This window comes from Paracoccus chinensis (assembly GCF_900102885.1).
In the GTDB taxonomy this organism is placed as follows: Bacteria; Pseudomonadota; Alphaproteobacteria; order Rhodobacterales; family Rhodobacteraceae; genus Paracoccus; species Paracoccus chinensis.
In genome coordinates this window covers 1-22,434 of record NZ_FNGE01000025.1, presented here as the reverse complement: position 1 = coordinate 22,434, position 22,434 = coordinate 1, and the positions used below count along the sequence as shown (strand labels likewise).

At 68.6% G+C, this 22,434-nt stretch carries 23 protein-coding genes and 1 tRNA gene; 4 read left to right on the top strand and 20 right to left on the bottom strand.

The features are described from left to right. Window positions 1-11: 11 nt before the first annotated feature. From kdsA to BLQ03_RS15930, 3 genes are read right to left on the bottom strand one after another with little or no spacing between them, the layout of a single operon-like run. On the bottom strand, window positions 12-860 hold the full coding sequence (gene kdsA, locus BLQ03_RS15940) for a 3-deoxy-8-phosphooctulonate synthase (RefSeq protein ID WP_090757314.1): 849 nt from the start codon (window positions 858-860) through the stop codon (window positions 12-14). After that, complete coding sequence (locus BLQ03_RS15935; RefSeq protein WP_090757313.1) at window positions 857-2,698, bottom strand: capsule biosynthesis protein; 1,842 nt, start codon at window positions 2,696-2,698, stop codon at window positions 857-859. Before BLQ03_RS15935 ends, kdsA begins: the two co-directional genes overlap by 4 nt. After that, window positions 2,682-3,335 carry an ABC transporter ATP-binding protein gene (locus BLQ03_RS15930; RefSeq protein ID WP_090757312.1) on the bottom strand — a complete coding sequence of 218 codons (654 nt, stop codon included), beginning with the start codon at window positions 3,333-3,335 and terminating at the stop codon, window positions 2,682-2,684. Before BLQ03_RS15930 ends, BLQ03_RS15935 begins: the two co-directional genes overlap by 17 nt. A 173-nt stretch (window positions 3,336-3,508) precedes the next feature. Here BLQ03_RS15930 and BLQ03_RS15925 point away from each other — a divergent pair, with 173 nt between their 5' ends. Together BLQ03_RS15925 and BLQ03_RS15920 are read left to right on the top strand one after the other, a co-directional pair. Next, window positions 3,509-4,102 (top strand): uracil-DNA glycosylase family protein, encoded by a 594-nt coding sequence (locus BLQ03_RS15925; protein WP_090757311.1) that lies wholly within the window; start codon window positions 3,509-3,511, stop codon window positions 4,100-4,102. Further along, the gene (locus tag BLQ03_RS15920) at window positions 4,099-4,860 is read left to right on the top strand and encodes an SseB family protein (protein ID WP_245688971.1); all 762 of its coding nucleotides are present in this window, start codon (window positions 4,099-4,101) and stop codon (window positions 4,858-4,860) included. Before BLQ03_RS15925 ends, BLQ03_RS15920 begins: the two co-directional genes overlap by 4 nt. Window positions 4,861-4,876: 16 nt before the next feature. Here BLQ03_RS15920 and BLQ03_RS15915 read toward each other — a convergent pair whose 3' ends face one another. Genes BLQ03_RS15915 through BLQ03_RS15890 form a run of 6 tightly spaced genes read right to left on the bottom strand, consistent with a single transcriptional unit; the run spans window position 4,877 to window position 11,459 of the window. Next, on the bottom strand, window positions 4,877-5,797 hold the full coding sequence (locus BLQ03_RS15915; protein WP_090757310.1) for a 2-hydroxyacid dehydrogenase: 921 nt from the start codon (window positions 5,795-5,797) through the stop codon (window positions 4,877-4,879). After that, window positions 5,797-6,939, bottom strand: coding sequence for a rod shape-determining protein RodA (gene rodA, locus BLQ03_RS15910; RefSeq protein ID WP_090757309.1), 1,143 nt, complete (start codon window positions 6,937-6,939; stop codon window positions 5,797-5,799). Before rodA ends, BLQ03_RS15915 begins: the two co-directional genes overlap by 1 nt. Window positions 6,940-6,949: 10 nt before the next feature. Beyond that, entirely contained in the window at window positions 6,950-8,899 is a 1,950-nt protein-coding gene (mrdA, locus tag BLQ03_RS15905) for a penicillin-binding protein 2 (protein WP_090757308.1), read from the bottom strand. Window positions 8,900-8,902: 3 nt separating this feature from the next. Then, window positions 8,903-9,436, bottom strand: coding sequence for a rod shape-determining protein MreD (locus BLQ03_RS18435; protein ID WP_090757307.1), 534 nt, complete (start codon window positions 9,434-9,436; stop codon window positions 8,903-8,905). Window positions 9,437-9,439: 3 nt separating this feature from the next. Next, window positions 9,440-10,414, bottom strand: coding sequence for a rod shape-determining protein MreC (gene mreC, locus BLQ03_RS15895; protein ID WP_090757306.1), 975 nt, complete (start codon window positions 10,412-10,414; stop codon window positions 9,440-9,442). Window positions 10,415-10,424: 10 nt separating this feature from the next. After that, window positions 10,425-11,459 (bottom strand): rod shape-determining protein, encoded by a 1,035-nt coding sequence (locus tag BLQ03_RS15890; RefSeq protein WP_090757305.1) that lies wholly within the window; start codon window positions 11,457-11,459, stop codon window positions 10,425-10,427. 201 nt (window positions 11,460-11,660) lie between these two features. Here BLQ03_RS15890 and BLQ03_RS15885 point away from each other — a divergent pair, with 201 nt between their 5' ends. Continuing rightward, window positions 11,661-12,041 (top strand): rhodanese-like domain-containing protein, encoded by a 381-nt coding sequence (locus BLQ03_RS15885; RefSeq protein ID WP_090757304.1) that lies wholly within the window; start codon window positions 11,661-11,663, stop codon window positions 12,039-12,041. A 31-nt stretch (window positions 12,042-12,072) separates the two neighbouring features. Here BLQ03_RS15885 and BLQ03_RS15880 read toward each other — a convergent pair whose 3' ends face one another. The 4 genes from BLQ03_RS15880 to rlmB all read right to left on the bottom strand — a co-directional run bounded on the left by BLQ03_RS15880 (window position 12,073) and on the right by rlmB (window position 15,926). After that, complete coding sequence (locus BLQ03_RS15880) at window positions 12,073-13,650, bottom strand: 2-isopropylmalate synthase (protein WP_090757303.1); 1,578 nt, start codon at window positions 13,648-13,650, stop codon at window positions 12,073-12,075. Between the two features lie 239 nt (window positions 13,651-13,889). Continuing rightward, on the bottom strand, window positions 13,890-14,327 hold the full coding sequence (locus tag BLQ03_RS15875) for a CoA-binding protein (RefSeq protein WP_090757302.1): 438 nt from the start codon (window positions 14,325-14,327) through the stop codon (window positions 13,890-13,892). Window positions 14,328-14,519: 192 nt separating this feature from the next. After that, window positions 14,520-14,978, bottom strand: coding sequence for a YHS domain-containing (seleno)protein (locus BLQ03_RS15870; RefSeq protein WP_090757301.1), 459 nt, complete (start codon window positions 14,976-14,978; stop codon window positions 14,520-14,522). A gap of 132 nt (window positions 14,979-15,110) precedes the next feature. Beyond that, window positions 15,111-15,926: a 23S rRNA (guanosine(2251)-2'-O)-methyltransferase RlmB gene (rlmB, locus tag BLQ03_RS15865; RefSeq protein WP_090757300.1), complete on the bottom strand. Its 816-nt coding sequence runs from the start codon at window positions 15,924-15,926 to the stop codon at window positions 15,111-15,113. Between the two features lie 110 nt (window positions 15,927-16,036). Here rlmB and BLQ03_RS15860 point away from each other — a divergent pair. After that, window positions 16,037-16,120 (top strand) — tRNA-Tyr (locus BLQ03_RS15860). 387 nt (window positions 16,121-16,507) lie between these two features. Here BLQ03_RS15860 and BLQ03_RS15855 read toward each other — a convergent pair. The 7 genes from BLQ03_RS15855 to BLQ03_RS15825 all read right to left on the bottom strand — a co-directional run. Beyond that, window positions 16,508-17,593 carry a phage portal protein gene (locus BLQ03_RS15855; protein WP_090757299.1) on the bottom strand — a complete coding sequence of 362 codons (1,086 nt, stop codon included), beginning with the start codon at window positions 17,591-17,593 and terminating at the stop codon, window positions 16,508-16,510. Further along, a complete protein-coding gene (locus BLQ03_RS15850) occupies window positions 17,593-18,201 on the bottom strand; it encodes a hypothetical protein (protein ID WP_139166779.1) in 609 nt (202 codons plus the stop codon). Before BLQ03_RS15850 ends, BLQ03_RS15855 begins: the two co-directional genes overlap by 1 nt. Then, complete coding sequence (locus BLQ03_RS15845) at window positions 18,201-18,773, bottom strand: HK97 family phage prohead protease (RefSeq protein WP_245688970.1); 573 nt, start codon at window positions 18,771-18,773, stop codon at window positions 18,201-18,203. Before BLQ03_RS15845 ends, BLQ03_RS15850 begins: the two co-directional genes overlap by 1 nt. A 59-nt stretch (window positions 18,774-18,832) precedes the next feature. Further along, window positions 18,833-20,083 carry a phage major capsid protein gene (locus BLQ03_RS15840; RefSeq protein WP_090757296.1) on the bottom strand — a complete coding sequence of 417 codons (1,251 nt, stop codon included), beginning with the start codon at window positions 20,081-20,083 and terminating at the stop codon, window positions 18,833-18,835. After that, on the bottom strand, window positions 20,076-20,408 hold the full coding sequence (locus tag BLQ03_RS15835; protein WP_090757295.1) for an HNH endonuclease: 333 nt from the start codon (window positions 20,406-20,408) through the stop codon (window positions 20,076-20,078). The genes BLQ03_RS15840 and BLQ03_RS15835 overlap by 8 nt, the downstream gene beginning before the upstream one ends. Beyond that, window positions 20,399-21,808 carry a terminase large subunit domain-containing protein gene (locus BLQ03_RS15830; protein ID WP_245688968.1) on the bottom strand — a complete coding sequence of 470 codons (1,410 nt, stop codon included), beginning with the start codon at window positions 21,806-21,808 and terminating at the stop codon, window positions 20,399-20,401. Before BLQ03_RS15830 ends, BLQ03_RS15835 begins: the two co-directional genes overlap by 10 nt. A 287-nt stretch (window positions 21,809-22,095) precedes the next feature. Then, the coding region (locus BLQ03_RS15825) for an IS5 family transposase (RefSeq protein ID WP_139166778.1) at window positions 22,096-22,434 on the bottom strand (339 nt) is incomplete at its 5' end.

Sequence of the window (22,434 nt, the reverse complement as noted above, 5' to 3'; positions counted from 1 at the left end):
CCTGAGAGGGCTCAGCCCATCACCGGCTCGGCCTTCGCCAAGCGGTCGAAGCGCATCAGGCTGTCGATCAGGGCGGGCATCCGGTCCAGGTGGATCATGTTCGGCCCGTCCGAGGGCGCGCGGTCGGGGTCCTGGTGCGTCTCGATGAAGACGCCCGCCACGCCGATCGCCACCGCCGCCCGCGCCATCACCGGCGCGAACTCGCGCTGCCCGCCCGACGAGCCGCCCTGTCCGCCCGGCTGCTGCACCGAATGTGTCGCATCCATCACCACCGGATAACCCGTCTGCGCCATGATCGGCAGCGAACGCATGTCGGCGACCAGCGTGTTGTAGCCGAAGCTCGCCCCTCGTTCCGTCAGAAGGATCCGCTCGTTCCCGGTCGAGGCAACCTTGTCGGCGACGTTCGGCATGTCCCAAGGGGCAAGGAACTGGCCCTTCTTGATGTTCACCACCGCGCCCGTGCGGCCCGCCGCCAGCAGCAGGTCGGTCTGGCGCGACAGGAAGGCTGGGATCTGGATGATGTCCGCGACCTCGGCTGCCCGGACGGCCTGCGCCTCGTCATGGATGTCGGTCAGCACCGGGCAGCCCAGGCGGTCGCGCACGGCGGCCAGCATCGCCAGCCCCTCGTCGATGCCGACACCCCGGCGTCCCGACAGCGAGGTGCGGTTCGCCTTGTCGTAGCTGGCCTTGAAGACAAAGCCCGCGCCTGCCCGGGCGCAGGCTTCGGCCAGGGGCTCGGCAATCGACAGCGCATGGTCCAGCGTTTCCAGCTGGCAGGGTCCGGCGATGACCACCAGCGGGAGGTCGTTGCCGAAGGTGACGCCGCGGACGGCGACATGGCGCTGCGCGGCCCCCGTCACGAGGACACCTGTTCGCGCAGGATCGAGGCGGTCAGCGACATCATCAGGTAAATCCCCGCAAAGATGAAAAAGGCGACGATCGTGTTCTGAAGCGCCTTGGGATAGGTGGGTTCATCCGGCGGCACCGGGGCCACGGACAGCGACAGGTAGCGCACCTGCTTGTTGGCCTCGACCCGTGCGGCCTCCATCTGCGTGGCGGCGGTGGCCAGCAGCTGCTGGCGGGTGGCAAGGTCGCTTTCCGCGATCCGCAACTGCCCCGTGATGGCGGCCAGCGAGGCGCGGTCGCCGGTAGCCTCGGTCAGCTGGGCGCGGGTTTCCGCGATCATCTGCTCCAGCCGGGCGATGTCGCCCTGCACGCCCTGCACCCGGCTCTGGTTCGGGCGGGCGTTCGACGTGAGCTGGCCGAGCTCCAGCTGCTTCTCGGACAACTGCGTTTCCAGCGCGCTGATGCGCCCCATCACCGCGCCGCTTTCGGCGGTCGGGTCCAGCACGCCCAGCTGTTCCTGCAGTTCCTGGATGCGGTTCTGCGATTCCTGCACCTTGCGCTCGGCATCCTGGTAGCTTTCGATCGCGCCCTGCATCTGATCGCCGCGCAGACGCTGGGACATCTGGTCCACCTGGCCCTCGGCATAGCGGATCAGGGCCAGCGAGAACTGCTCGGACAGCTTGGGATCGGGGGCGATCACCTCCATGTTGATCATGCCCTCGGTCGGGTCATAGCCGATCTTCACGGACTGCTTGTACTGGGCATAGGCCTGCTCGTTGGAGGCCTCCTCGGGCAGGCGCAGCAGCGAGTCGATCGCGGGGTCCTGGAAGGCGCGGGTGAAGCCCAGGTCCTGATCCAGCCGGATCATCGCATCGCGCGAGGTCAGGTAGCTTTGCACCGCGACGTTGTCGGGGTTCATCATGGCGCCCGGCGACAGCAGACCGCTGCCCGTGGCGCCCGGCACGCCGTCCGCCTGCTGGATCATGAATTGCGAGTTCGTCGCGTAAAGCGGCGTCGCCTGGGTGAAGTAGTACCAGCCCGCGATCAGCGTCGGCAGACCCACGAAGAAGGCCAGCCGCATCAGCAGGAAGGACAGGCTGCGCCGCCGCCGCCGGGCGATGTCGCGCTGGATGCGGTAGATCTCGGCCGCGCGGCGTTCCTCGGTCAGCGCCTCGCGCGAGGGAAGCTCGGGGCGCAGCGGCGGGCCGACCTCGCCCGGAGGCGGCAGCGGCACGATCTCGCGGCGCTTGGTGCGCGCGGGCAGGCCGGGGCCGGGGACCGGGACAAGCGCACGGGGATTGGGCGCGGCCTTCGCCTCGTTCCCCGCGTCCGACAGGATCTTGACGACCGCGCCCCGGTGGAAGGGGTCGATGCCGCGCTGGCGCAGGCGCAGCACGGCCTCGTATTCGGACGCGACCTCCATCTCGTGCATGGCGGCGATGCGGGCGGCCATGCGCAGCTGGCGCGAGGTCAGGTTCTCGGCCCGGATGGCGGCCAGCGCCTCGGCATCGGCGTCCGTGGCCTGCGTCTCGGGGCCGACCGGGGCATTGGCAGGGTGGGGTTTCTCTGGCGCATCGGGCTCGGCGCCCGGAAAGCGCATGTTCGCGAAGCCGTCGTCGGTGTTGCTGAAGGGCATTTCCGTCTTGCGCGGGCCGGCGGCCGGGGCCGCGGCCTGGTCGGCACGGGCGCCGCCCTTGCGCACCTCGACCCGCACGGCGGGGCGGGCAGGCTCGGCGCCGGCCGGGGCCTCGCCCTTGGGGCGGACCGCGCTGCGCGCCGCCTCTCGCGCCGCGGCGACGGGAGATTCGGAAGGGCTGAGATGAAAGCGGCGGACCTTAGGCGGTGTAGTCATAATACTGCTTGGCCTCGTCGAGGGAATCGAACATGTAAAGACGCCCGTCGCGCAACACGCCCGCGCGGCGGCAGAATTTTTCCAGCGTGGCGGGCTGGTGGGACACCACCACCACGGTCGCGGTCTTCAGCCGGTCATACAGCACGCTGCCCGCCTTGCGGTTGAACTCGACGTCGGTCGTGCCGGGCATCCCCTCGTCGATGAGGTAGATGTCGAATTCCAGCGCCAGCAGCAGCGCGAAGGTCAGCCGCGACCGCATCCCCGAACTGTAGACGCCAACCGGCTGGTCAAAATATTCGCCGATATCGCAAAGCCAGCGGCAGAAGGCCGAGACATAGTCGGGGTCGAGCCCGTAGATCCGCGCGATATAGCGCGCGTTCTCGTTGGCCGACAGCTTGGCAATCACCCCTCCCATGAAGCCCAGCGGGAAGGATACCCGGCAGTTGGCGCGGATCTGGCCCTCGTCGGGCTTTTCCAGCCCGCACATCATGTTGATGATGGTGGTCTTGCCGGTGCCGTTGGGGGCGAGGATGCCAAGCGACTGGCCCAGTTCCACCCGGAACGAGGCCTGATCCAGGATCACCTTGCGCTGCGTTCCGGTCCAGAAGGACTTGGAGACGTTGTCGAATTCCAGCATGTCGGCGAAGTTTTCCTGCAAAGGCGCGTGAATGCGGCGGTTTGCAGCGGGCGCCAGCCGCCCGCGTTCTGAGGCCGAACATAATCCTGCGGCGCATCGCTGTCCATTGGAACGCCGCGGATCGTGAGAATGCAAGCTGTTATCCGGGGCGGGGCGTTCCTATCTGGGCGTGCATGACAGCACCCTTCGATGATCTGCCCGTTGCCGCCGAGTTGCGCGGCTGCCGGCTTTGCGCAGACCGCTTCGCCCTGACCGCGACGGCCCATGCGCCGCGCCCGATCGTCTGGTTCGCCCCCGGCGCGCGGGTGCTGGTGGCCAGTCAGGCGCCGGGGATGCGGGTGCATCATTCGGGAAAGCCCTTCACCGACGCCTCGGGGCAGCGGCTGCGCGGCTGGATGGGCGTGGACGACGCCACTTTCTACGACCGCTCGCGCGTCGCCATCGTGCCGATGGGCTTCTGCTTTCCCGGCTATGACGCCAAGGGCTCGGACCTGCCGCCGCCCGCGATCTGCGCAGCGACCTGGCGCGCGCGGGTGCTTGAGGAATTGCAGCCCCGCGTCACGCTGCTGATCGGCGGCTACGCGATCCGCTGGCACCTGGGCCTGCGCGATGTGACAGCGGCCGTGGCAGGCTGGCGGGACCATGCCCCGCGGGTCTTTCCCTTGCCTCACCCGTCGTGGCGGAATACCGCTTGGCTCAGACGCAACCCGTGGTTCGAGGACGAACTGGTTCCCGAACTGCGCCGCACGCTGGCCGAGGTGCTGTGACGACCCCCCTGACGGAACTCGACCGCCTTTGCGCCCATGTGCCGTTCCATGACGCCGATCCGGCCCTGCGCGCGGCGGTGCTGCGGCGATTGGCCGATACCGAACTGCACGCGGCCCTTGCCGCCGATCCCGCCGATGACCGGGCCGAGCTGCGGATGTTCGACCTGCCGGGCGGGGCGGTGGCGCTGGCCTCGGATGACGAGGCGGCGCTGGCGGGCTTTCTGGGCGGCCCTGTGGCGCATGTGTCGCTGCCGGGCCGTATCCTCGCGCGCGAACTGGCGGAAGCCGGCCGGGGACTGCTGGTCAACCCGGGCCGCCCCTCCGAGATGCTGCTGGATGCGGCTGCGCTCGGCTGGCTGATCGCGGCGCTGGCCGAGGCGCCCGAGGCGGGCGAGGCCGCGCCCCGCCGCCTGACCGCGCCGCGCCGGGACGCAGTGGAAACAGTGGCCGAGCCGCTGGCGACGCGCCTCGGCGACATGGCGGGCATGGTGGCGGGCGCGGCGCTGGTGGGCGTGGACTGGGCCGAGGGACGGCGGGGTCATCTGATCGTCGTGGCTGGGGCAGGCAACGCGGATCGTCCCGCCATTGCCAAGGCGCTGGCGGAACTGATCGCCTTCCTGCCGCCCGTCGAGGGCGGCGTGGACGTCACCTTCGAGGATCTTCCGCTGCCACCGGGCGCCGTGCGGATCGAGGCGGTCGCCGCGCCACAGCCCGAGCCGATGCGCCGCGACCCCGACGCCCCGCCCCGCCTGCGCTGATCCTCCGGGCAGGGTTTCAGTAGCCCCGCGCCCGATCCACCAGATGCAGCAGCGGCTGCCCCGCCATCGCGCGGCGCAGGTTCTCTGCGGCGACGGGTGCGGCCGTCGCCGGACGGGTGTCGGCAGCGATATGCGGCGTCACCGTCACGTCCGGATGTGACCAGAAGGGATGACCGGGCGGCAGGGGCTCGGTGCGGAAGACGTCCAGCACGGCATGGCCCAGCCGCCCCTCGTCCAGCGCCGCCAGCAGCGCCTCGTCGTCCAGCACCGTTCCCCGCCCTGGGTTCAGCAGGAACGCCCCGCGCGGCAGCATCGCGAGCCGCCGGGCATCCAGCAGGTTCCGAGTCTCGGGCGTGTCGGGCAAGAGCGAGATCAGGATCTCGGCTCCTTCCAGCGCCCGCGGCAGGGCCTCCGCGCCCAAAACCCGCACGTCCTCGACGGGACGGCCCGAGGCGGACCAGCCCGTGACCGGGAAGCCCATGCCCTGCAACTTCGCGGCGACGGCGCGCCCAAGCTCTCCCATCCCCAGGATCGTGACGGGGCGTTCCGAGGCCAGTGGCGGGACCAGCCCGTTCCGCCACTGGCCGTCCTGCAGGTAGCGGTCCATTCCCAAGTGCAGCCGCATGGCCCAGCCGAGGCACCATTCCGCCATGCCCTGCGCCAGCCCCGGATCGACCATCCGGCACAAGGGCTGGGTCAGCGTCTCGTTGACCACGATCCGTTCGACCCCGGCCCAGAGGCTCTGCACCAGCCGCGCGCGGGCGAAGGGGCGGAAGTCCATCGGCTCGCCCGTCTCGGGATAGCCCGGTGCATAGATCAGCGCGTCGAATGAGGCCGGGTCGCCCTCGCGGCACAGCTCCATCTCGGGGCAGGCGGCGCGCAGGGCAGGGGACCATTCCTCCCAGAGGCGGGCTGGGGCGGCGAAGAAGACGCGCATCAGCGGGGCCTGTTCACATGGGCGGACTGCACGAGGCCGAAGGCCATCAGCAGGATCATCAGCTGCGTGCCGCCATAGCTGACCATCGGCAGCGGCACCCCCACGACCGGCATCAGGCCCATGACCATCCCCATGTTGACCGCGAAATACAGGAAGAACGTGCCGCCGATCCCCAGCGTCAGCAGGCTGGCGAAGCGGTCGCGGTTGGTCATGGCCGAATAGATGCAGAAGGCGATGACCAGCGCGTAAAGCCCCAGCAGCGTGATCGAGCCGACAAAGCCGAATTCCTCGGCCAAGGTCGTGAAGATGAAGTCGGTGTGCTTCTCGGGCAGGAAGTTCAGCCGGCTTTGCGTGCCCTGCATGAAGCCGCGCCCGTGCCAGCCGCCCGAGCCCAGCGCGATCTGCGCCTGGGTGATGTTGTAGCCCGCCCCCAGAGGGTCCGAGGTCGGGTCCAGGAAGGTGTCGATGCGGCGATATTGATAGTCGTGCAGCAGCTGCCACGCGGTGCCTCGGCTTTCGAGGACGGCGAAGACCAGCCCGCCCACGATCCCGATCACGGCCGCGAAATACCACAGGCTGACACCTGCCGCGAACATCATGATGCCCCCGCCCGCCACCAGCATGAGCGAGGTGCCGAGGTCCGGCTGCACCACCACCAGCGCCGTGGGCATCAGGATCAGCGCCAGGGGGACCAGCACCCACAGGGGACGCGACACCTTGCTCATGTCCAGCCAGTCGTAATAGGCCGCCAGCACCAGCACGAGCGCGATCTTGGTCACCTCGGAGGGCTGCAGCTTGATGGGGCCGAGGTCCAGCCAGCGCTGCGCCCCCATCGCGTTGTGGCCGATGATGTCCACGGCCAGCAGCAGCCCCAGGCAGATCACGTAGGCCGCGACCGAGATCGAGCGCCAGAACCAGATCGGTGTGAAGGCCAGCGCGATCATGGCGACGAAGCCGACCGCAAAACGCTCCATCTGTGGCTCGGCCCAGGTTTCCAGCCGGCCGCCCGCGACGGAATACAGCATCAGGAACCCCGCCGAGGCCACCGCCGCCAGCAGGAAGGCCAAGGGCCAGTTCAGGTAAAGGATCTTGCGCCAGCCGGCCGGTGCCTGGTCGGGTTTGTAGTCGAGATAGCTGCTCATGGCGCCTTCCTCATGCCCGCGCCCGTCCCCCGCTGGCCTGCGCGACCGGCGAGGGCGCAAGGCGCATCCGGGCCAGCATCTCGCGGATCTCGTCGCGCTGGCCGGGCGGATAGGCGTCCAGCGGCGGCAGGCCGCCCGCCAGCGCGTAAAGCAGGATGTCGCGGGCGATGGGCGCCGCGACTGCCGATCCGCCGCCGCCGTGTTCCACCACGACCGAGACCGCGTAGCGCGGCGCCTCGTAGGGCGCATAGCAGACGAACAGCGCGTGGTCGCGACGGTTCCAGGGCAGCTGGTCGTTGCGGATCACGCCGCGCGCCCGTTCGGCGGCGGTGATGTTGCGGACCTGGCTGGTGCCGGTCTTGCCCGCCATGCGCCATTCGGGCCGCACGATGCGCGCCTTGGCCGCCGTTCCGCTGCCGCCGTTCATCACCGCGTCCATGCCGGCACGGGCGACCTTCAGGTTTCCCTCCTCCAGCCCGAGGGGCGGGAAGACGGGATCGGGCACGGCCGTGCCGTCGATGGCCCGGATCAGCCGCGGCGCGACCTCGAGCCCCGTTGCAACCCGTGCCGTCATCACCGCCAGTTGCAGCGGAGAGGCCAGCACATAGCCCTGCCCGATCGAGGCGTTGATGCTGTCCCCGATCTGCCATTCCTGCCCGTGCCGGGCGCGCTTCCAGTTGCGGTCGGGGGCGATCCCTTCGGCGATCGCGGACATGGGCAGGTCGGGGCGGACGCCGATCCCCATCCGCCGTGCCATCTCGGACATCCGGTCGATCCCGATCTTCTGCGCAAGCTCGTAGTAGAAGACGTCGCAGGACCGTTCCAGACTGTCCACCGGCCCTACCGAGCCGTGGCCGCTGCGGCTCCAGCAATGGAAGCGGCGGCCGGCGACGGTGGTGTGGCCGGGGCAGTAGAAATGCGAGCGGCTGTCGATCAGCCCCGATTCCAGCCCCGCCAGCAGCGTCACCATCTTGAAGGTCGAGCCCGGCGGATAGACCCCCTGCACGGTCTTGTCGGCCAGGGGGCGGTGGTCATGTTCCATCAGCGCCTTGTAGTCGGCGCTGGAGATCCCCCGCACGAAGAGGTTCGGGTCGAAGGTGGGGGCCGAGGCGCTGGCGAGGATGTCGCCGGTCTGCACGTCCATGACCACGGCCGCGGCGCTTTCCTCGCCCAGCCGCTGGATGGCGAAGTTCTGCAGGCCCGCATCCAGCGTCATCTGGACGGTCGCGCCCTGCTGGCCCTCGATCCGCTCCAGTTCGCGCATCTCGCGCCCGGCGCTGTTGACCTCGACCCGGCGGCGGCCGGCCTTGCCGCGCAAGACTTCCTCCAGCTTGGCCTCGACGCCCAGCTTGCCCAGCTGGAACTCGGGCAGCATCAGGACGGGGTCGGGGTTCTCGATCTTGGACAGGTCGTAATCGCTGACCGGGCCCACGTAGCCCAGTACATGGGCGAAGTCGCCCGCCCGCGGATAGCTGCGCGACAGGCCCGATTCCGGGGTGATGCCCGGCAGCGCGGGCGCGTTGACGGCGATCGAGGCGAACTGGTCCCAGGTCAGCCGGTCGGCCACGATGACGGGGGTGATGGCGCTGCGCTTGTCGATCTCGGCCAGCAGGGCCGCGACGGCGGTGTCGGTCATGGGGACCAAGCGGCGCAGCCGCTCGATCACCACTGCGGGGTCGCCCGCTTCCTCGCGGGTGATGGTGGCGCGATAGTTGGCCTCGTTTCCGGCGATCACCAGGCCGCTGCGGTCGTGGATCAGCCCCCGCGCAGGCGGCAGCAGCCGCATCTTGATCGAGTTGCCGTCGGAAAGCAGCCGGAACTCGTCCGCACGGTCAAGCTGCATGGTCTTGAGCCGCCAGCCGAGCGTCGCCACCACGGCAGCCTGGATCGCGCCAAGCATAAGCGCGCGGCGATGGATGCTGCGGGTGCTGTCGTGGATGTCTCGGGAGGATTTCTTCATGGCTCAGGGGTCCAGCGCGCCGGGCGCGGCGTGGCGCAGGCCAAGGGCGGCCAGCAGGGCCACGACAAGGGGATAGGCGGCGATGCTGGCGATCAGGCGCAGCGCCTCGGGCCCCAGCGGCGGCAGGGGGGCCAGGGTTGCAGGAACAAGGAAAAGGGTCCGGATCACCCGCTCGGCCAGCACCATCAGCCCCATCAGGATCGCCACGCGCAGCCATTCAACCAGAAAGCCCTGCGCGCGCCAACGCTGCTGTTGGCGCCGCGCGACCTCGGTCGCCACCACGGCAAGCGCGGCCCCCAAGCCCAGCGGGCGGAACAGCAGGATGTCGGCCGCCAGCATGACAAGGGCCACGGCTAGGACCGGCACCTGCTCGGGACGGCGCAGCACCCAGGCCAGCGTCACCGCCATCAGCAGGTCCGGGCCCGGCCAGGCGATCCGGCCGGGCGACTGCGGCAGCAGCGCGGCCAGGATCAGCGCCAGCGCGGCAAGCAGATAGGAGGTCTGGCCAAGCAGCTGGCGCTGGCGGGACATGGCCATCGCTCAGTCGCTCGCCTGGGCTTCGCGCTCGGCTTCGGGCGCGGGCGAGACGACGGGCGCGGGGGCGGTCGCGGCGGCGGCCGCCTGGTCGGCGGGGCTGGGCATCTGCGGGCCGATGAAGTCGCCCGAGGGCGGCAGGATCAGGGTGCCGCTGTCCACCAGCTGCTCGGCCGGATGGCTGCGCAGGACGCGCAGGAACTCGAGCCGGCCGTAGTCGGCGGCCAGCCGCACCCGCATCCGGCGGTCGGACGCCTGCACCGCCTGGCCCACCAGCAGCCCCGGCGGAAACAGCCCGCCGTCGCCCGAGGTCACGACCCGGTCGCCCGGCCGCACGTCCTCGGGGCTTTCCATGAAGTCGAGATAGGGCAGGGCGCTGTTGTCCCCCGTCAGCAGCGCCCGCTGCCCCGAAGGCTGGATCGTCACCGGCACGCGGGACGACGGATCGGTCAGCAGCATCACCCGGCTGGTCGTCTGCCCCACGCCCGAGATGCGGCCCACGAGGCCGAGCCCGTCCATGGTGGCCCAGCCGTCCAGGATGCCGTCGCGGGCGCCGCGGTTCAGCAGCACCGACTGGCGGAAGGCCGTGCCGCTGTCCGTCAGCACCACGCCCGAGACACCCGTCAGCGCCGGGTCCAGCCGGACGTTGTTCTGCGCCAGCAGCTTGGCGTTTTCCTGTTCAAGCTGGACGGCGGCCTCTTTCCAGGCGCTCATCCGCTGCAGCTCGCGCCGCAGTTCCTGGTTCTGCTCGTAAAGCCGCTGGTAGGACTGGAAGCCCGCGACCATGCGGCTGACGGCCGTCACCGGCGCCATGGCCCAGTCCATCGAGGGGACGAAGCGATCCACGAAGGCCGCGCGCATCCGTTCCGCGCGCGGGCTGTCGATGCGCCAAAAGACGAAGACCGCCAGCAGCACAAGGACCAGCAGCGCCACGAGGATGCGGCGCACCGGCCGTGCGTAGTCGTAGCCGCGGCGGGCCATTCAGGCCGCCTCAGCTCTCGAAATCGACGACGTGGCGCAGTTGCTTTTCGTATTCCAGCGCCCGGCCGGTTCCCATCGCCACGCAGTTCATCGGCTGGTCGGCCAAGCTGACCATCAGGCCGGTCTGCTCGCGCAGCGCCAGATCCATCTCGCCCAGCATCGCGCCGCCGCCCGAGAGCATGACGCCCCGGTCCACGATGTCGGCGGCGAGGTCCGGCGGAGTCGCCTCGAGCGCGATCATCACCGCCTCGCAGATCTGCTGGATCGGCTCGGCCAGCGCCTCGGCGACCATGGCCTGGGTCAGCTCGACCTCCTTCGGAACGCCGTTCAGCAGGTCGCGGCCGCGTACCATCATGGTGGCGCCGCGCCCGTCGTCGGGCATCCGGGCGGTGCCGATGGTGGTCTTGACCTTCTCGGCGGTGCTTTCGCCGATCAGCAGGTTATGGTGGCGCCGCAGGTAGTTGATGATCGCGTCGTCCATGCGGTCGCCGCCCACGCGGACGCTGCGGGCATAGACGATGTCGCCCAAGGACAGGACCGCGACCTCGGTGGTGCCGCCGCCGATGTCCACGACCATGCTGCCGGTGGGCTCGGTGATGGGCATCCCCGCGCCGATGGCCGCCGCGATGGGCTCGGCGATGAGGCCGCACTTGCGGGCGCCGGCCGACAGCACCGACTGGCGGATCGCCCGCTTTTCCACCGGCGTCGCGCCATGGGGCACGCAGACGATGACCTTGGGCTTGGTGATCGAGCTGCGCCGGAACGCCTTCTTCATGAAGTGCTTGATCATTTCCTCGGCGCTGTCGAAATCGGCGATGACGCCTTCGCGCATCGGGCGGATGGCCTCGATGCTGCCCGGCGTGCGACCCAGCATCAGCTTGGCATCCTCGCCCACCGCCAGGACCTGCTTCTTGCCGTCCTTGACGTGGTAGGCCACGACCGAGGGCTCGTTCAGGATCACGCCCTTGTTCTTGACGTAGATCAGCGTGTTCGCGGTCCCCAGATCGATCGCGATATCGGTCGAGAACAGACCGAAGAATGCCATGGTGAAGTCCCTTCCGTGCCTGCCCGGCGCCGCTTTTGGTTCTGCCGGCCTTGAGGCCGGACGCGGCTGCGGCCCCATATAGGCAAGCCCGCCCGGCCGGGGAAGCGGAATCACGCAGAAGGCGAAACTGTCGGCGCAACCCACATGGGCAGGAATGTGCTATCTTTGCCGCGTGGGTTTCCCGTTCGATGGAGAAGGGTGATGGCCAAGACGGTGCAACAGATGCTGGAGGCGGCGAATGCCGCCGTGCCCAAGGTGGACGCGGCCGAGGCGCGGCGGCTGGTCGAGGAGGAGAACGCCCTGCTGGTCGACCTGCGCGACTCGGCCGAGATCGAGAAGACGGGCAAGCTGAAGGGCGCGGCCACGGTGTCGCGCGGAATGCTCGAGTTCCGCGCCGACCGCGAGAGCAAGTATCACGATCCCGCCTTTGATCCCTCGCGCCCGGTGGTCGTCTACTGCGCCTCGGGCGGAAGGGCGGCGCTGGCGGGGCAGACGCTGTCTGAAATGGGTTTCCCGAAGGTCTACAACCTTGGCGGCTTCCAGCCGGCTGCCGACGCAGGAATGGAAACCGAAGGGACGTGACGAAGAAGGGGCGGCAATGCCGCCCCTTGCCTCAGTGCGAATACATGCTGACGGCCTTGGTATCGCTGTCAGGCGCGGTCTTCTCGCGCCGCACCTTCAACCGGTTCAACGCACCCACATAGGCCTTGACCGAGGCAAGGATCGTGTCGGTGTCTGCCGCCTGACCGGTGGCGATGCGGCCGTCCTCCTCCATCCGCACGCTGACGGTGGCCTGGGCGTCGGTGCCCTCGGTCACGGCATGGACCTGGTAAAGCTGCAGCGTGCCATGGTGGTCGAACATCGCGTCGACCGCGTTGAAGGCGGCGTCCACGGGGCCGTCGCCCTGGCGCGTCTCGGTGCGCTCCTGTCCGCCCACGGACATGGTCAGGGTTGCCATGGCGGGCTCGCCCCCGCCGCAGACGACGCGCAGCTTCTTCACCTGCAGGTAGTCGTTTTCCGTATTGGCGGCGCTGTCCTGCATCAGCGCGATCAGGTCGTCGTCATAGACCTCCTTCTTGCGATCGGCGAGCGCCTTGAACCGTACGAAGACGTCCTTGAGTTGGTTGTCCCCCACCTCATAGCCCAAGTCGGCCAGCTTGGCGCGCAGGGCCGCGCGGCCCGAGTGCTTGCCCATGACCAGCGAGGTTTCGGACAGGCCCACATCCTCGGGGCGCATGATCTCGAAGGTTTCGGCGTTCTTCAGCATCCCGTCCTGGTGGATGCCGGATTCATGGGCAAAGGCGTTCTTGCCGACGATGGCCTTGTTGAACTGGACCGGGAAGCCCGAGACCTGCGCCACGCGGCGCGAAATGCCCATGATCTTGCGGGACTCGACGCGGGTGGTGAAAGGCATGATGTCGTGGCGCACCTTCAGCGCCATCACGACCTCCTCCAGCGCGGTGTTGCCCGCGCGCTCGCCCAGGCCGTTGATGGTGCATTCGATCTGGCGCGCGCCCGCCTCGACGGCGGCCAAGCTGTTCGCCGTCGCCATGCCAAGGTCGTTGTGGCAATGGGTAGCGAAGATGATCCCGTCGGCGCCAGGTACGCGTTCCAGCAGCATCCGGATCAGCGCGGCCGATTCGCGCGGCGCGGTGTAGCCCACGGTGTCAGGGATGTTGATCGTCGTGGCGCCGGCCTTGATGGCGATCTCGACCACACGGCACAGGTAGTCGTGTTCGGTCCGCGTGGCGTCCATGGGCGACCACTGCACATCCTCGCACAGGTTGCGGGCGTGGGTCACCGTCTGGTGGATGCGGTCCGCCATCTCGTCCATGGTCAGGTTCGGGATCGCGCGGTGCAGCGGCGAGGTGCCGATGAAGGTGTGGATGCGCGGGCGGCGGGCATGGCGCACGGCCTCCCACGCGCGGTCGATGTCGGGGATCTGGGCGCGGGCAAGGCCGCAGATCACGGCGTTCTGCGAGGCCTTGGCGATGTCGCTGACGGCGGCGAAGTCGCCTTCCGAGGCGATGGGAAAGCCCGCCTCGATAATGTCCACGCCCATCTCGTCCAGCATCCCGGCGATTTCCAGCTTTTCGGCATGGGACATGGTGGCGCCGGGCGACTGCTCGCCGTCGCGCAGGGTGGTGTCGAAGATCAGGACGCGGTTCGGGTCACGGGTGTCGGTGCTCATGGGCTTCTCTTTCGGCTGTCGGTGAGAGGGGAGAGCCGGGCGCTGCGCTATCCTGAGCGGCGGCCCGGCGGACCCGCTCAGCGCAGCGTAAGAAGCAGCAGACCGCGGAGGTTCACGACGAAGCGGGCACCGGGCTGTGCGCCGGTGTCATGCGTCGTGGCCAAGGGCAGGGTCCGCGTCATGCGGGCGACTATACGCGCCACGCCGCGCTTGAAAAGAGGCAAGCGCGGCTTTTCGTCTCAGCCCCGCGCGGGGCCGCGGGCGCCGACCCGGGGGAAGTCGATCTTGGGGCAGCGGTTCTGCACCACCGTCAGCCCGGCGGCGCGCGCCTTGTCCGCCGCGCCCTCGTGCATGACGCCGATCTGCATCCAGACCGTCTTCAGCCCCGGCAGGGCCTTCAGTGCCTCGTCCACCACGGCGGGGACGGACTCGGATCGGCGGAAGATGTCCACCATGTCCACCGACTCGCCCTTCGGAATGTCGGACAGGGTGGCGTAGGTCGTCTCTCCCAGGATCGTTTCGCCGGCATGACCCGGGTTCACGGGGATGACGCGATAGCCCATGCCCTGCAGGAAACGGGCAACCCCATGGCTGGGGCGATCTGCCTTGGGCGAAAGCCCCACTACGGCAATCGTGCGTGTTTCGGCGGCAATCCGCGCGATGTCGGGTTGGCTCATTCTGTCCTCCTGCAAACCGTGCTTGCGCTTCGGCAACTATGCCTGCAAAGAAAAAGCGCCCGGTCAGGGACCGGGCGCAAGTCGCGGAACGAGGGACAGTGATCTGAACGTGACCGTTCCGTGGTCAGGTTCATGATGTAAATGTGCACCAATCCACGAAAGTTCCAACCTCCTCGCGAAAACGTGAAGATATTAGCGCCGCAGGCGCTTCCAGTGCCGGGCGGCCTGCTTGAGCACCTGGGTTGGATTCTCGTGCAAAAGCTGCCGTGCAGCCGGGGAACCGGCCAGGTAGATCGTGTGCTCGATGATCACGAACAGCTCGGGATGGCCGGGTCGCCGTTCGCCGTCGGACAGGGCAACCGGGCAATGGCCGCCGAAGGCAGGGGCATAGGCGCGGGGATTGGCCTCGAAGGTGGCGCGATTCGCCTCGTTGGCGAAGCGCCACTCCTGCCCCTTCCAGTGGGTCGAGATGTCCGGGTCACCACCGACAGGGCGCCCCATATCGCGCAGGCTGACGGCGTCCATTCCCCCCAGCGCGGTCGATTGCGCCTGCGCGGGGCTCAGCGGCAGGGTGGCGAGTGCCGCTGCCAGCAGCCAGAGCCCGAGAAGCGCCGAGCAGATCCGCCCGAAAGCGGCGCGATCCCCGGCCATGCGCGGGAACCGGGAAAGATGAACGATCGATGACATGAGGCCGATGTCGCACCCCCCAAGGCCCCGCGCAACGCTGCATCGCCGCAACGTGACCCCTCGTGCGGCACCGCCGCAACACTCACCGGGACGCGATCAACCTGTGATTGCAGCGTAAAGTGCGACCGCCGCCGCGTTCGAGACGTTGAGCGACCCGAAGTCTGCGGCAAAGGGAATCCGCACCACCTGGTCGCAGGTTTCCAGCGTCTTCTCGCGCAGGCCCGGCCCCTCGGCACCCAGCACGAGGCAGAGGGCGCGGCCCTTCAGCGCCTCCAGTGCCTCGGGCAGCGTGGCCTTGCCGGTGCCGTCCAGGCCAAGGACGATGTAGCCCATCGCCTTCAGCTCGATCAGCGCCTCGGCGAGGTTCGTGACCCGCAGATAGGGCTGGCGTTCCAGCGCGCCCGAGGCCGTCTTGGCCAGCGCCCCGGTTTCCGGCGCGGCATGGCGGGCGGTGGCGACAACAGCGCGAGCCCCGAAAACCTCGGCCGAGCGCAGGATCGCGCCCACGTTATGCGGGTCGGTCACGCGGTCCAGCGCGACCACCAAGGGGCGCGTGCCTTCGGCGCCGCTTGCGGCGATGTCGCCCAGCTTGCCCCAGGCCAGCGGCTTGACCTCGACCGCCGCGCCCTGGTGGACGCTGTCGGGACCCAGCGGCACCTCGCGGTCGAAGACGCGGGCATCGACGATCTCGGGGGTCATGCCCGAGGCCGCAACGGCATCCGCCAGCCGGTCGGCGGCGTTGCGCGTCAGCACCAGCCGCAGCCGCGTGCGCGCGGGGTTCATCAGCGCGTCGCGCACGGCATGCAGGCCGAACAGCCAGACGGTCTCGGCAGCGGCGGCGCGGCGGGCGCGTTCCTTGTCGATGACCCAGGTGGGTTTCTTTGTCCGGGCGGGGCGGGGGGGATTGGTCATGGAAACTCCTGTCCCGCAGGCAGATGCGACGGCAAGGGACAGGATGCAAGCAAAGCGCGTTCGGAACCGCTTGACCAGCGCCGAAGCGGCGGCTAATCACCCCCGGCGTCGGGCGACGTGCTGCAAGGTGCGGCAGCGGACTGTAACTCCGCCGGGGAGACCCATGCCTGGTTCGATTCCAGGGTCGCCCACCATTTTCTCCCTTAAAGCATTGATTTTGCTGGAGAAAATGGCGGGCCATTTGCCCCACCCATAGATTTACCCATGATGCCCAAAATGGGTGCGGCGGCCCCGGTATCACCCGTGCCGCCGCTGCGCCGCGTCCCCAGCAGAAGGAGGCAGGGGACCGCGCCTCGTCGGGGTTTGCCCACTCGCCGACTAACGGGGACGCTTCGAGGGGTAAGCCAGCCCTCGGGCGCGTCCTGCCCTAACCTATGTCCCGCGCTAAGCGCGCCAGCAGCAGCGCAGCGGGGCGGGGGCCGCCGGGGCTCTGGGCGGGCCGCTGGGGCGGATACTTGCCCCGGCTGGGGGCCATATAGCCCAGCGCGGCAGCGGCCCTAAAAACCGCCCGCCAGAGCCGCTTAGGCAGCGCCATCATTTGGCCCCCAATTCACTTGCGTCAGCGCTTGCGCCAGCTCCTGCGGCGACAGGCCCGCTTCCTTGCCGCGCGCCAGCGCCTCGACGATGGTGCTAAGCGCCCGCGCCCTGCCGCCCACGTCATAGGCTTGTACAGGCCGCAGCGTGTCGATCAACACCGGCGTCCCCAGCTTCTCGGTCGCTTCCTCGGCGAGCAGCATGGCGAGCGGCTGCAACGTCCACTGGCACAGATGGCGCTGGGCCTCGCGCACAAGCGGCCCCTGTGCCGCGTCCACAAACAGGGCAGGCAGGACGCCGTAGGCCGTCAGCACCCCCGCCCGCGCCGCTTGCAGCGATTCGACTGGCAGCACGCCCTGAATGTCGGGCGTCATGCTCGCGGGCTTCCAGTCCTGCGCCGGGCCGGGACCACCCGCCGCTGTGACGTTGACCGATTCGCGCAGAAGCACCCGCCCCCGGCGGCCCCGGAAGGAGCGCGACAGGGCGGCCATGTCGTCATCCCCGCTTTCAGGGAATGGCACGATCTGGCTGCCAAGCGGCGCATCCCGGTAAACCTCCGACAGCGCGATCTCGACCGCCTGCAACAGCCCCGCCGACAGGCTGGCGCGATGCAGGGGCGAGGTGCCCGCCCAAGGCGCAGCGGGGGACGATCCCACCGCAACGTGCAGCACCTCGGCGGCAAGGACCGTCTCTGAGCGCCCGCCCCCGACCTCGCTGATGCTGACGCGATAGGCGCGGGGCTTGCCGTCGCGGGTGGACAGGTCCCAGTCGGTGACGGGCAGAAGGCCGTCGTCCCGAATCAGGAAGACTGCCTCGCCGCGAAGGGCAATGGAGCGGGCGAACATGGCGAGGTTGCGCCGGGTCAGGAGGCTGGTGCCGTCAACGTCCGCCAAGGCGAAAGCGCCCTCCCACAGGGAGACGCAGCTTTGCACGGTGCTGGTCAGCTCGCCGACGCCCGAGGCCCCCGCCAGCCATTCAGCCCGCGCCGCGAGCAGGTCGGCGGTGTAGCCCATCGCCACCGCGCGGGTTTCAACCTCCGGCTGCCTGCGCCGGAATAGGTCCAAGAGGCCCATCAATATGCCCTCCGATAAGGGCGCAGCAGGTCAGCCGCGCCGGAGTATTGCAGCGCCTTGGCGATATAGTCCGCCGGGCGCGTATAGCTTTCCTGCGTCTTATCACCTCGCGTGATCGTGGCCGTGCCATCCCGGACGGTGATCTGCTCGTCGGGCGGGCTGGTGATCCAGCGCATCGACGTTGCCCATAGGTCGGGGTCGTTGCGGTCGATCTGCTGGCACAGGTAGTTGATGAGCCGCGTCGCCGCTTTCAGGACGAGCGGCGGCGGCGGATTATCTGCCCCCACGGTGGCCGTGATGCGGTGGGCATCGCCCCACAGGCAGAGCCGTCCGAAGGGCGAAGCCTCGGGGACCGTTGGCCGCCAGTCGCCGCCCTCCCAGCTTTCCACCTTGGTGATGACTGCGGGCGCAATCGGCGGGAACCACTCGCCATCCCCCTGCACCAGCCACATCACCTCGCGGGGCGTCCAGCGGTGGGCGCAGTAAGCCTCGATGCGCTGCCATGCCCATGCCGCCGTGTCTGCGGCATTGGCTAGGATCAACTCGTTGGCAGGGAGTTCCGGCCACGCCTCGGGCACAGCCTCTATCGTGCGGATAGTCTCGGCCATCACGCCCTCCATCTGTTCAGGGTTCTATTCAGCCCGGCTCGCGGATGCTCCGGCATCAGGACGCCGCCCTCTGTCGGCTTCCAGTTCCGGGCCTCCACCTGCGTGTCGGGGTAAGCGGGCCGGGTGACGAGGCTGACCTCATAGAGCAGGGCGGCATAGATCGTGCGGATGATCGCCGTGCCCAGCGCAGGGTCTTCTTCCTCGACCTTCTCGGCATTCGGCACCGCGCGCTCGGGCGGGATGCGGAAGCCCGGCGACAGCCCGGCAATCAGCCCGGCCGTCATGGCGGCGAGCAGGTCCTTCACCCACGAGACTTGCTGCATTTCCTCGGTGATGGTCGCTTCCAGCGTCACCGCTTCGTCGCTGTCCTTGATGTCCAGCGTCCCGGCCCCGCGCGAGGCAAGGGGCTGGCCGTAGTCGTGGCCGACCAACAGGTGAATATCCTCGTCGGGCTTGCTGATGCGGTAGTCGAAAGCCCGCGAGGCGATGACCTCCTTGCGGGGGCGTCCGGTGCGGCCGCCGTCCGTGAGGACGGCGGCCTTGTTGTAGGGGAAGCGGCCACGCAGCGCCAACGCGCCGGATGCCCGCTTGCGGAGTTCAAGCCCTCCAGCGTCGTGACCGCCCCAAAGCATCACACACCCGCCAGTCCGGTGAGGATCGCCAGTTGGCTGCCGCGCGCCACAGTCACGTCCGCCGTCATCAGCGCCGTCAGCCGCAGGGTGCCGTTCTGAGCGTCGCTGTAGGGGTCGCGGATCAGGTCCAGCCCGCCCCAAATGCCGACATAGAACGGGGCAATGCCGCCGGTGTTGGTGGTCAGCACCGCCGTGCCCTCGGGCAGCGTGGGCGCGAGCGCGATCTGCCCGGCAGGGATATGCTTCACCAGCCGGTCCCATTGGCTGACGGCGGTACCCGCGATCAGCGCGTCATCCAGATCGGCCCAGATCTCCGGGTTGAAGCCCATCCGAATATCGCCCGGCGACTTGACCAGGTTGCCGTCCATGAAGGCCACCGCTGCCGCGCGGAAGGCCGCCCAGCTTGCCGCCGCGTCCACGGGGGAGACGGCGATGCCGTAGTCGTCCGCGCCGGTGATGATGCCCAGCGGCTCGCCGTTTGCGCCGCTGCCCATCAGGATCGCCCGGTCCAGTTCGGTCTGTACGGCCGCATTCATGTCGCGCCGGATAGCCTGCTCCAGCCCGTCGCCTGCCTGCTTCAGCGCCTTGCGGGTGATCCGCATATGGACGCCAAGGGTATGGTCAGGTTCCAGCATCCGCTCGGTGAAGCCGAACTTCTGCGGCCCCGGCACGTTCGCGCCCTCCGTGGGTGCCCAGCCCGCCACGGCCCCGGCGGTGGCGACCGGGATGGCGATAGCGCCCTGCGTAATGTTGATGACCTCGCCGCCCAGCCGCGAAGCCACGGAGGCCGGGAAGATGCGGTCGATCATGGGGCGAACGGTGACGGGCTTGGGCGAGTCCGCGCTGGTGGTCGTGCCCGCGACCAGTTCCCGCTGTTCCAGCGCAGCGAGCGGCACAGGGATACCGCGATAGCCCCCCTGCGAGCGCATCTCCTGCACGATCTCCGCCGTCTGCCCGGAAAGGCTGCGGCCCTCCTCCAGCGCGGCCACGACCTGCCGCATCTCGAAGTTGGCGACCAGCTCGGCCCATTCGCGGCCCGACCGGGTTTCCAGCTCCTCGCCAGCCTCCCGGCGCTCGCTGTCCTCGGCGATCAGCGCGGCCCGATAGCGAGTTTCGTTCGACCGATATTCGGCGTCCAGCGCCTCCATCGACCGGGTTTCCTCGTCGGTCGGATTGTCCTTGCCAACCAGCCCGGCAAGCTGCTGGCGGATTTCGCTTTGCCGCCGTGCGATCTTCACAGAATCAAGCATGATAACCTCGTTTGCTCGATGGTTTTGCCGCCAGATCAGCGACGGCCTCTTTCCACGCCTCGCGGGCGGGGTTCATTTCGCCCATGCCGACCTCCACCCGCGTCTTGCGCGAGTGACAGGGCGGGCAGAGCGTTTGGAGATTGGTCAGGGTGTAGGAGAGCTCAGGATGCGTCCTGACCGGCTTGATGTGATCGACCTCAAGCCGCCCGACAGCCCCGCACTGGACGCATTTCCAGCCGTCGCGGCGCTTGGCTTGCAGCCGCACCGCCTTCCAGCGTTGGGTGCGCGTGACAGCGCGGGAATAACGATCGAACCTCATAGCCATGTCGCGGCCCTCGCATTGCGGGCGGGCCGCCCCACGCGCCGCGCGCCCTCGGCCACCGCCAGCACCGAAGCGGAGGCCGCGTCGATCCGGCCCGTGGATCGGGCTTTCGCCAGCTTGAGGTTGTTGGCAGGGTCGCGCAGCACCACGGCATCAGCGAAGGCGGAGCGCAGGAGCAGCGACGGGCGCGAGCGCACCTTGCCGTCATAGGCCGCGCGCCGGAAGCGTTCGCAGTCCTCGCCGCCATCGCGGAAGCCTTGCCCGCGCCAGACAACGGGAACCCGGACGCCCGCCCGGTCCATCGCTTCCGCCAGTTCGCTTTGCTTGTAGCGGTCAGCCACAAGCGCGCTGACGTTCTCGCCCTCGATCTGCGCCATGACCTGATTGAGCCAGAGCGCCACAGGTACGGTCTTGTCGCCCAGGGTGTTCAGTTCGCCCCGGCTTTCCATTTCAAGGTAGCGCCCGGATACGCCGTCCGATGCGCCGCGGTCGCCAAGGCCCGGATTGCAGGGGAAGGTGCCCAGCGCCTCAAGCCGTCCTGTGGACGGCCAATAGTAGGCCACCGCCGACATGGACGCGCTGCCGCCAAGGTCGATGCCAATGATGCAATCGCCCTCGCGCGGCGGCAGGTCCGCCGTCTCGCAGTTCATCCATTCGTCAACGGTCAGCAGCACGTCGCGGGCTTCGCCGGACACCCGCTCGTTGCGGTTGTAAAGCCGGAAGCTCGTCAGCGTGGAGCCACCGCGCGCCGCCGCGCGCTTGGCCTGCGCCTGCAACCATTCAAGGCTGGAGCCGATGCCGCATTCCGCGCCGGGGTTGGCGATCCGCAGGCTTTCCAGATCGTCCACGGGGAGGTTGGGCGGCGGCCGATGCTCCTGAATGTAAACGCCGGGCTGCGGGTTATCGAGCCACTGGCTGAATGCGTGGGTATCGGTGCTGGCGGAGGTACTGATAATAAGCGCCTTGCCGCCCCGTTTACCGAGGCCCGACAGCAGCGCGTGTTCCAGATCGTCGCCGCGTCCCTCCGGCCAATGCCCGCGCTCGTCCATTAGAACCAGCGTCGGGGCGGAACCAAGGGCGGTCTTACCATCTGCGGAGATAGCGCGAAGCAGATGCGGCCCGGTCGAGTCCCGAATTTCCAACTCAAGCCGGGGCGAACGACGAATAATGATCTGCGATTGAGTCGTTTCGGGAAGCGACTGCAAATAGCCAACGCAGAAGTTCCAAGCAATTTGTGCTTGATCGCGCGTTCTGGCGGCAAGGATAATATCGCGTTTCGGTTGACTGTCCCAAACGCCGAGCAGCGCGCCCAGCGCAAGGCCAGCGGAGAGGGCAGTCTTGGCGTTGCCTCGACCGATGCTCAAAACGGCAACGTTGTTCGCCGGGTCCAACGCTCCGTTCACGAATTGTTCCTGAAACGGTGCGAGGCGAAGCTGCTCGCCCGCCTTCGGCCCCTCGGGAATCTTCAGCGTCTGGAGAAAGGCTATGGCCGCCGCGCTGGGGGCCAGCGGGGGCGCTGGGGGGCTAGGGGGCAGGGCAGGGCGAGTATCCGCCCCAGCGGGCAGCCCAGAGCCTGCTAGGGGCCGTGCCGGGGGCGGGGGCGGCGGCGGGGGCGGCGGGACCATAATCCTCATTGCCGAGCCCCGTTAGACGTTACGCGCGAGCTCCTAGGGTCAGGACTCGTTAAGTTTCATAGCCAGAAGATGATGGTTGCGGCGAGTGCGATAGCGGACAGGAACACCTTCGGGCATCTGTCGTAACGCGTGGCGATGCGCCGCCAGTCTTTCAGGCGGCCAAACATGATCTCGATCCTGTTGCGGCGTTTGTAGCGGCGCTTGTCATATTTTACGGACCGTCCACGGGACTTTCGCCCCGGAATGCAGGGAGTGATCCCTTTGTCTTTCAGGGCATTTCTGAACCAGTTGGCATCGTAGCCCCGGTCTGCCAGCAACCATTCCGCTGAGGGCAAACCTTCCAGCAGGGCGGCGGCGCCAGTGTAGTCGCTGACCTGGCCTGCGCTCATGAAGAA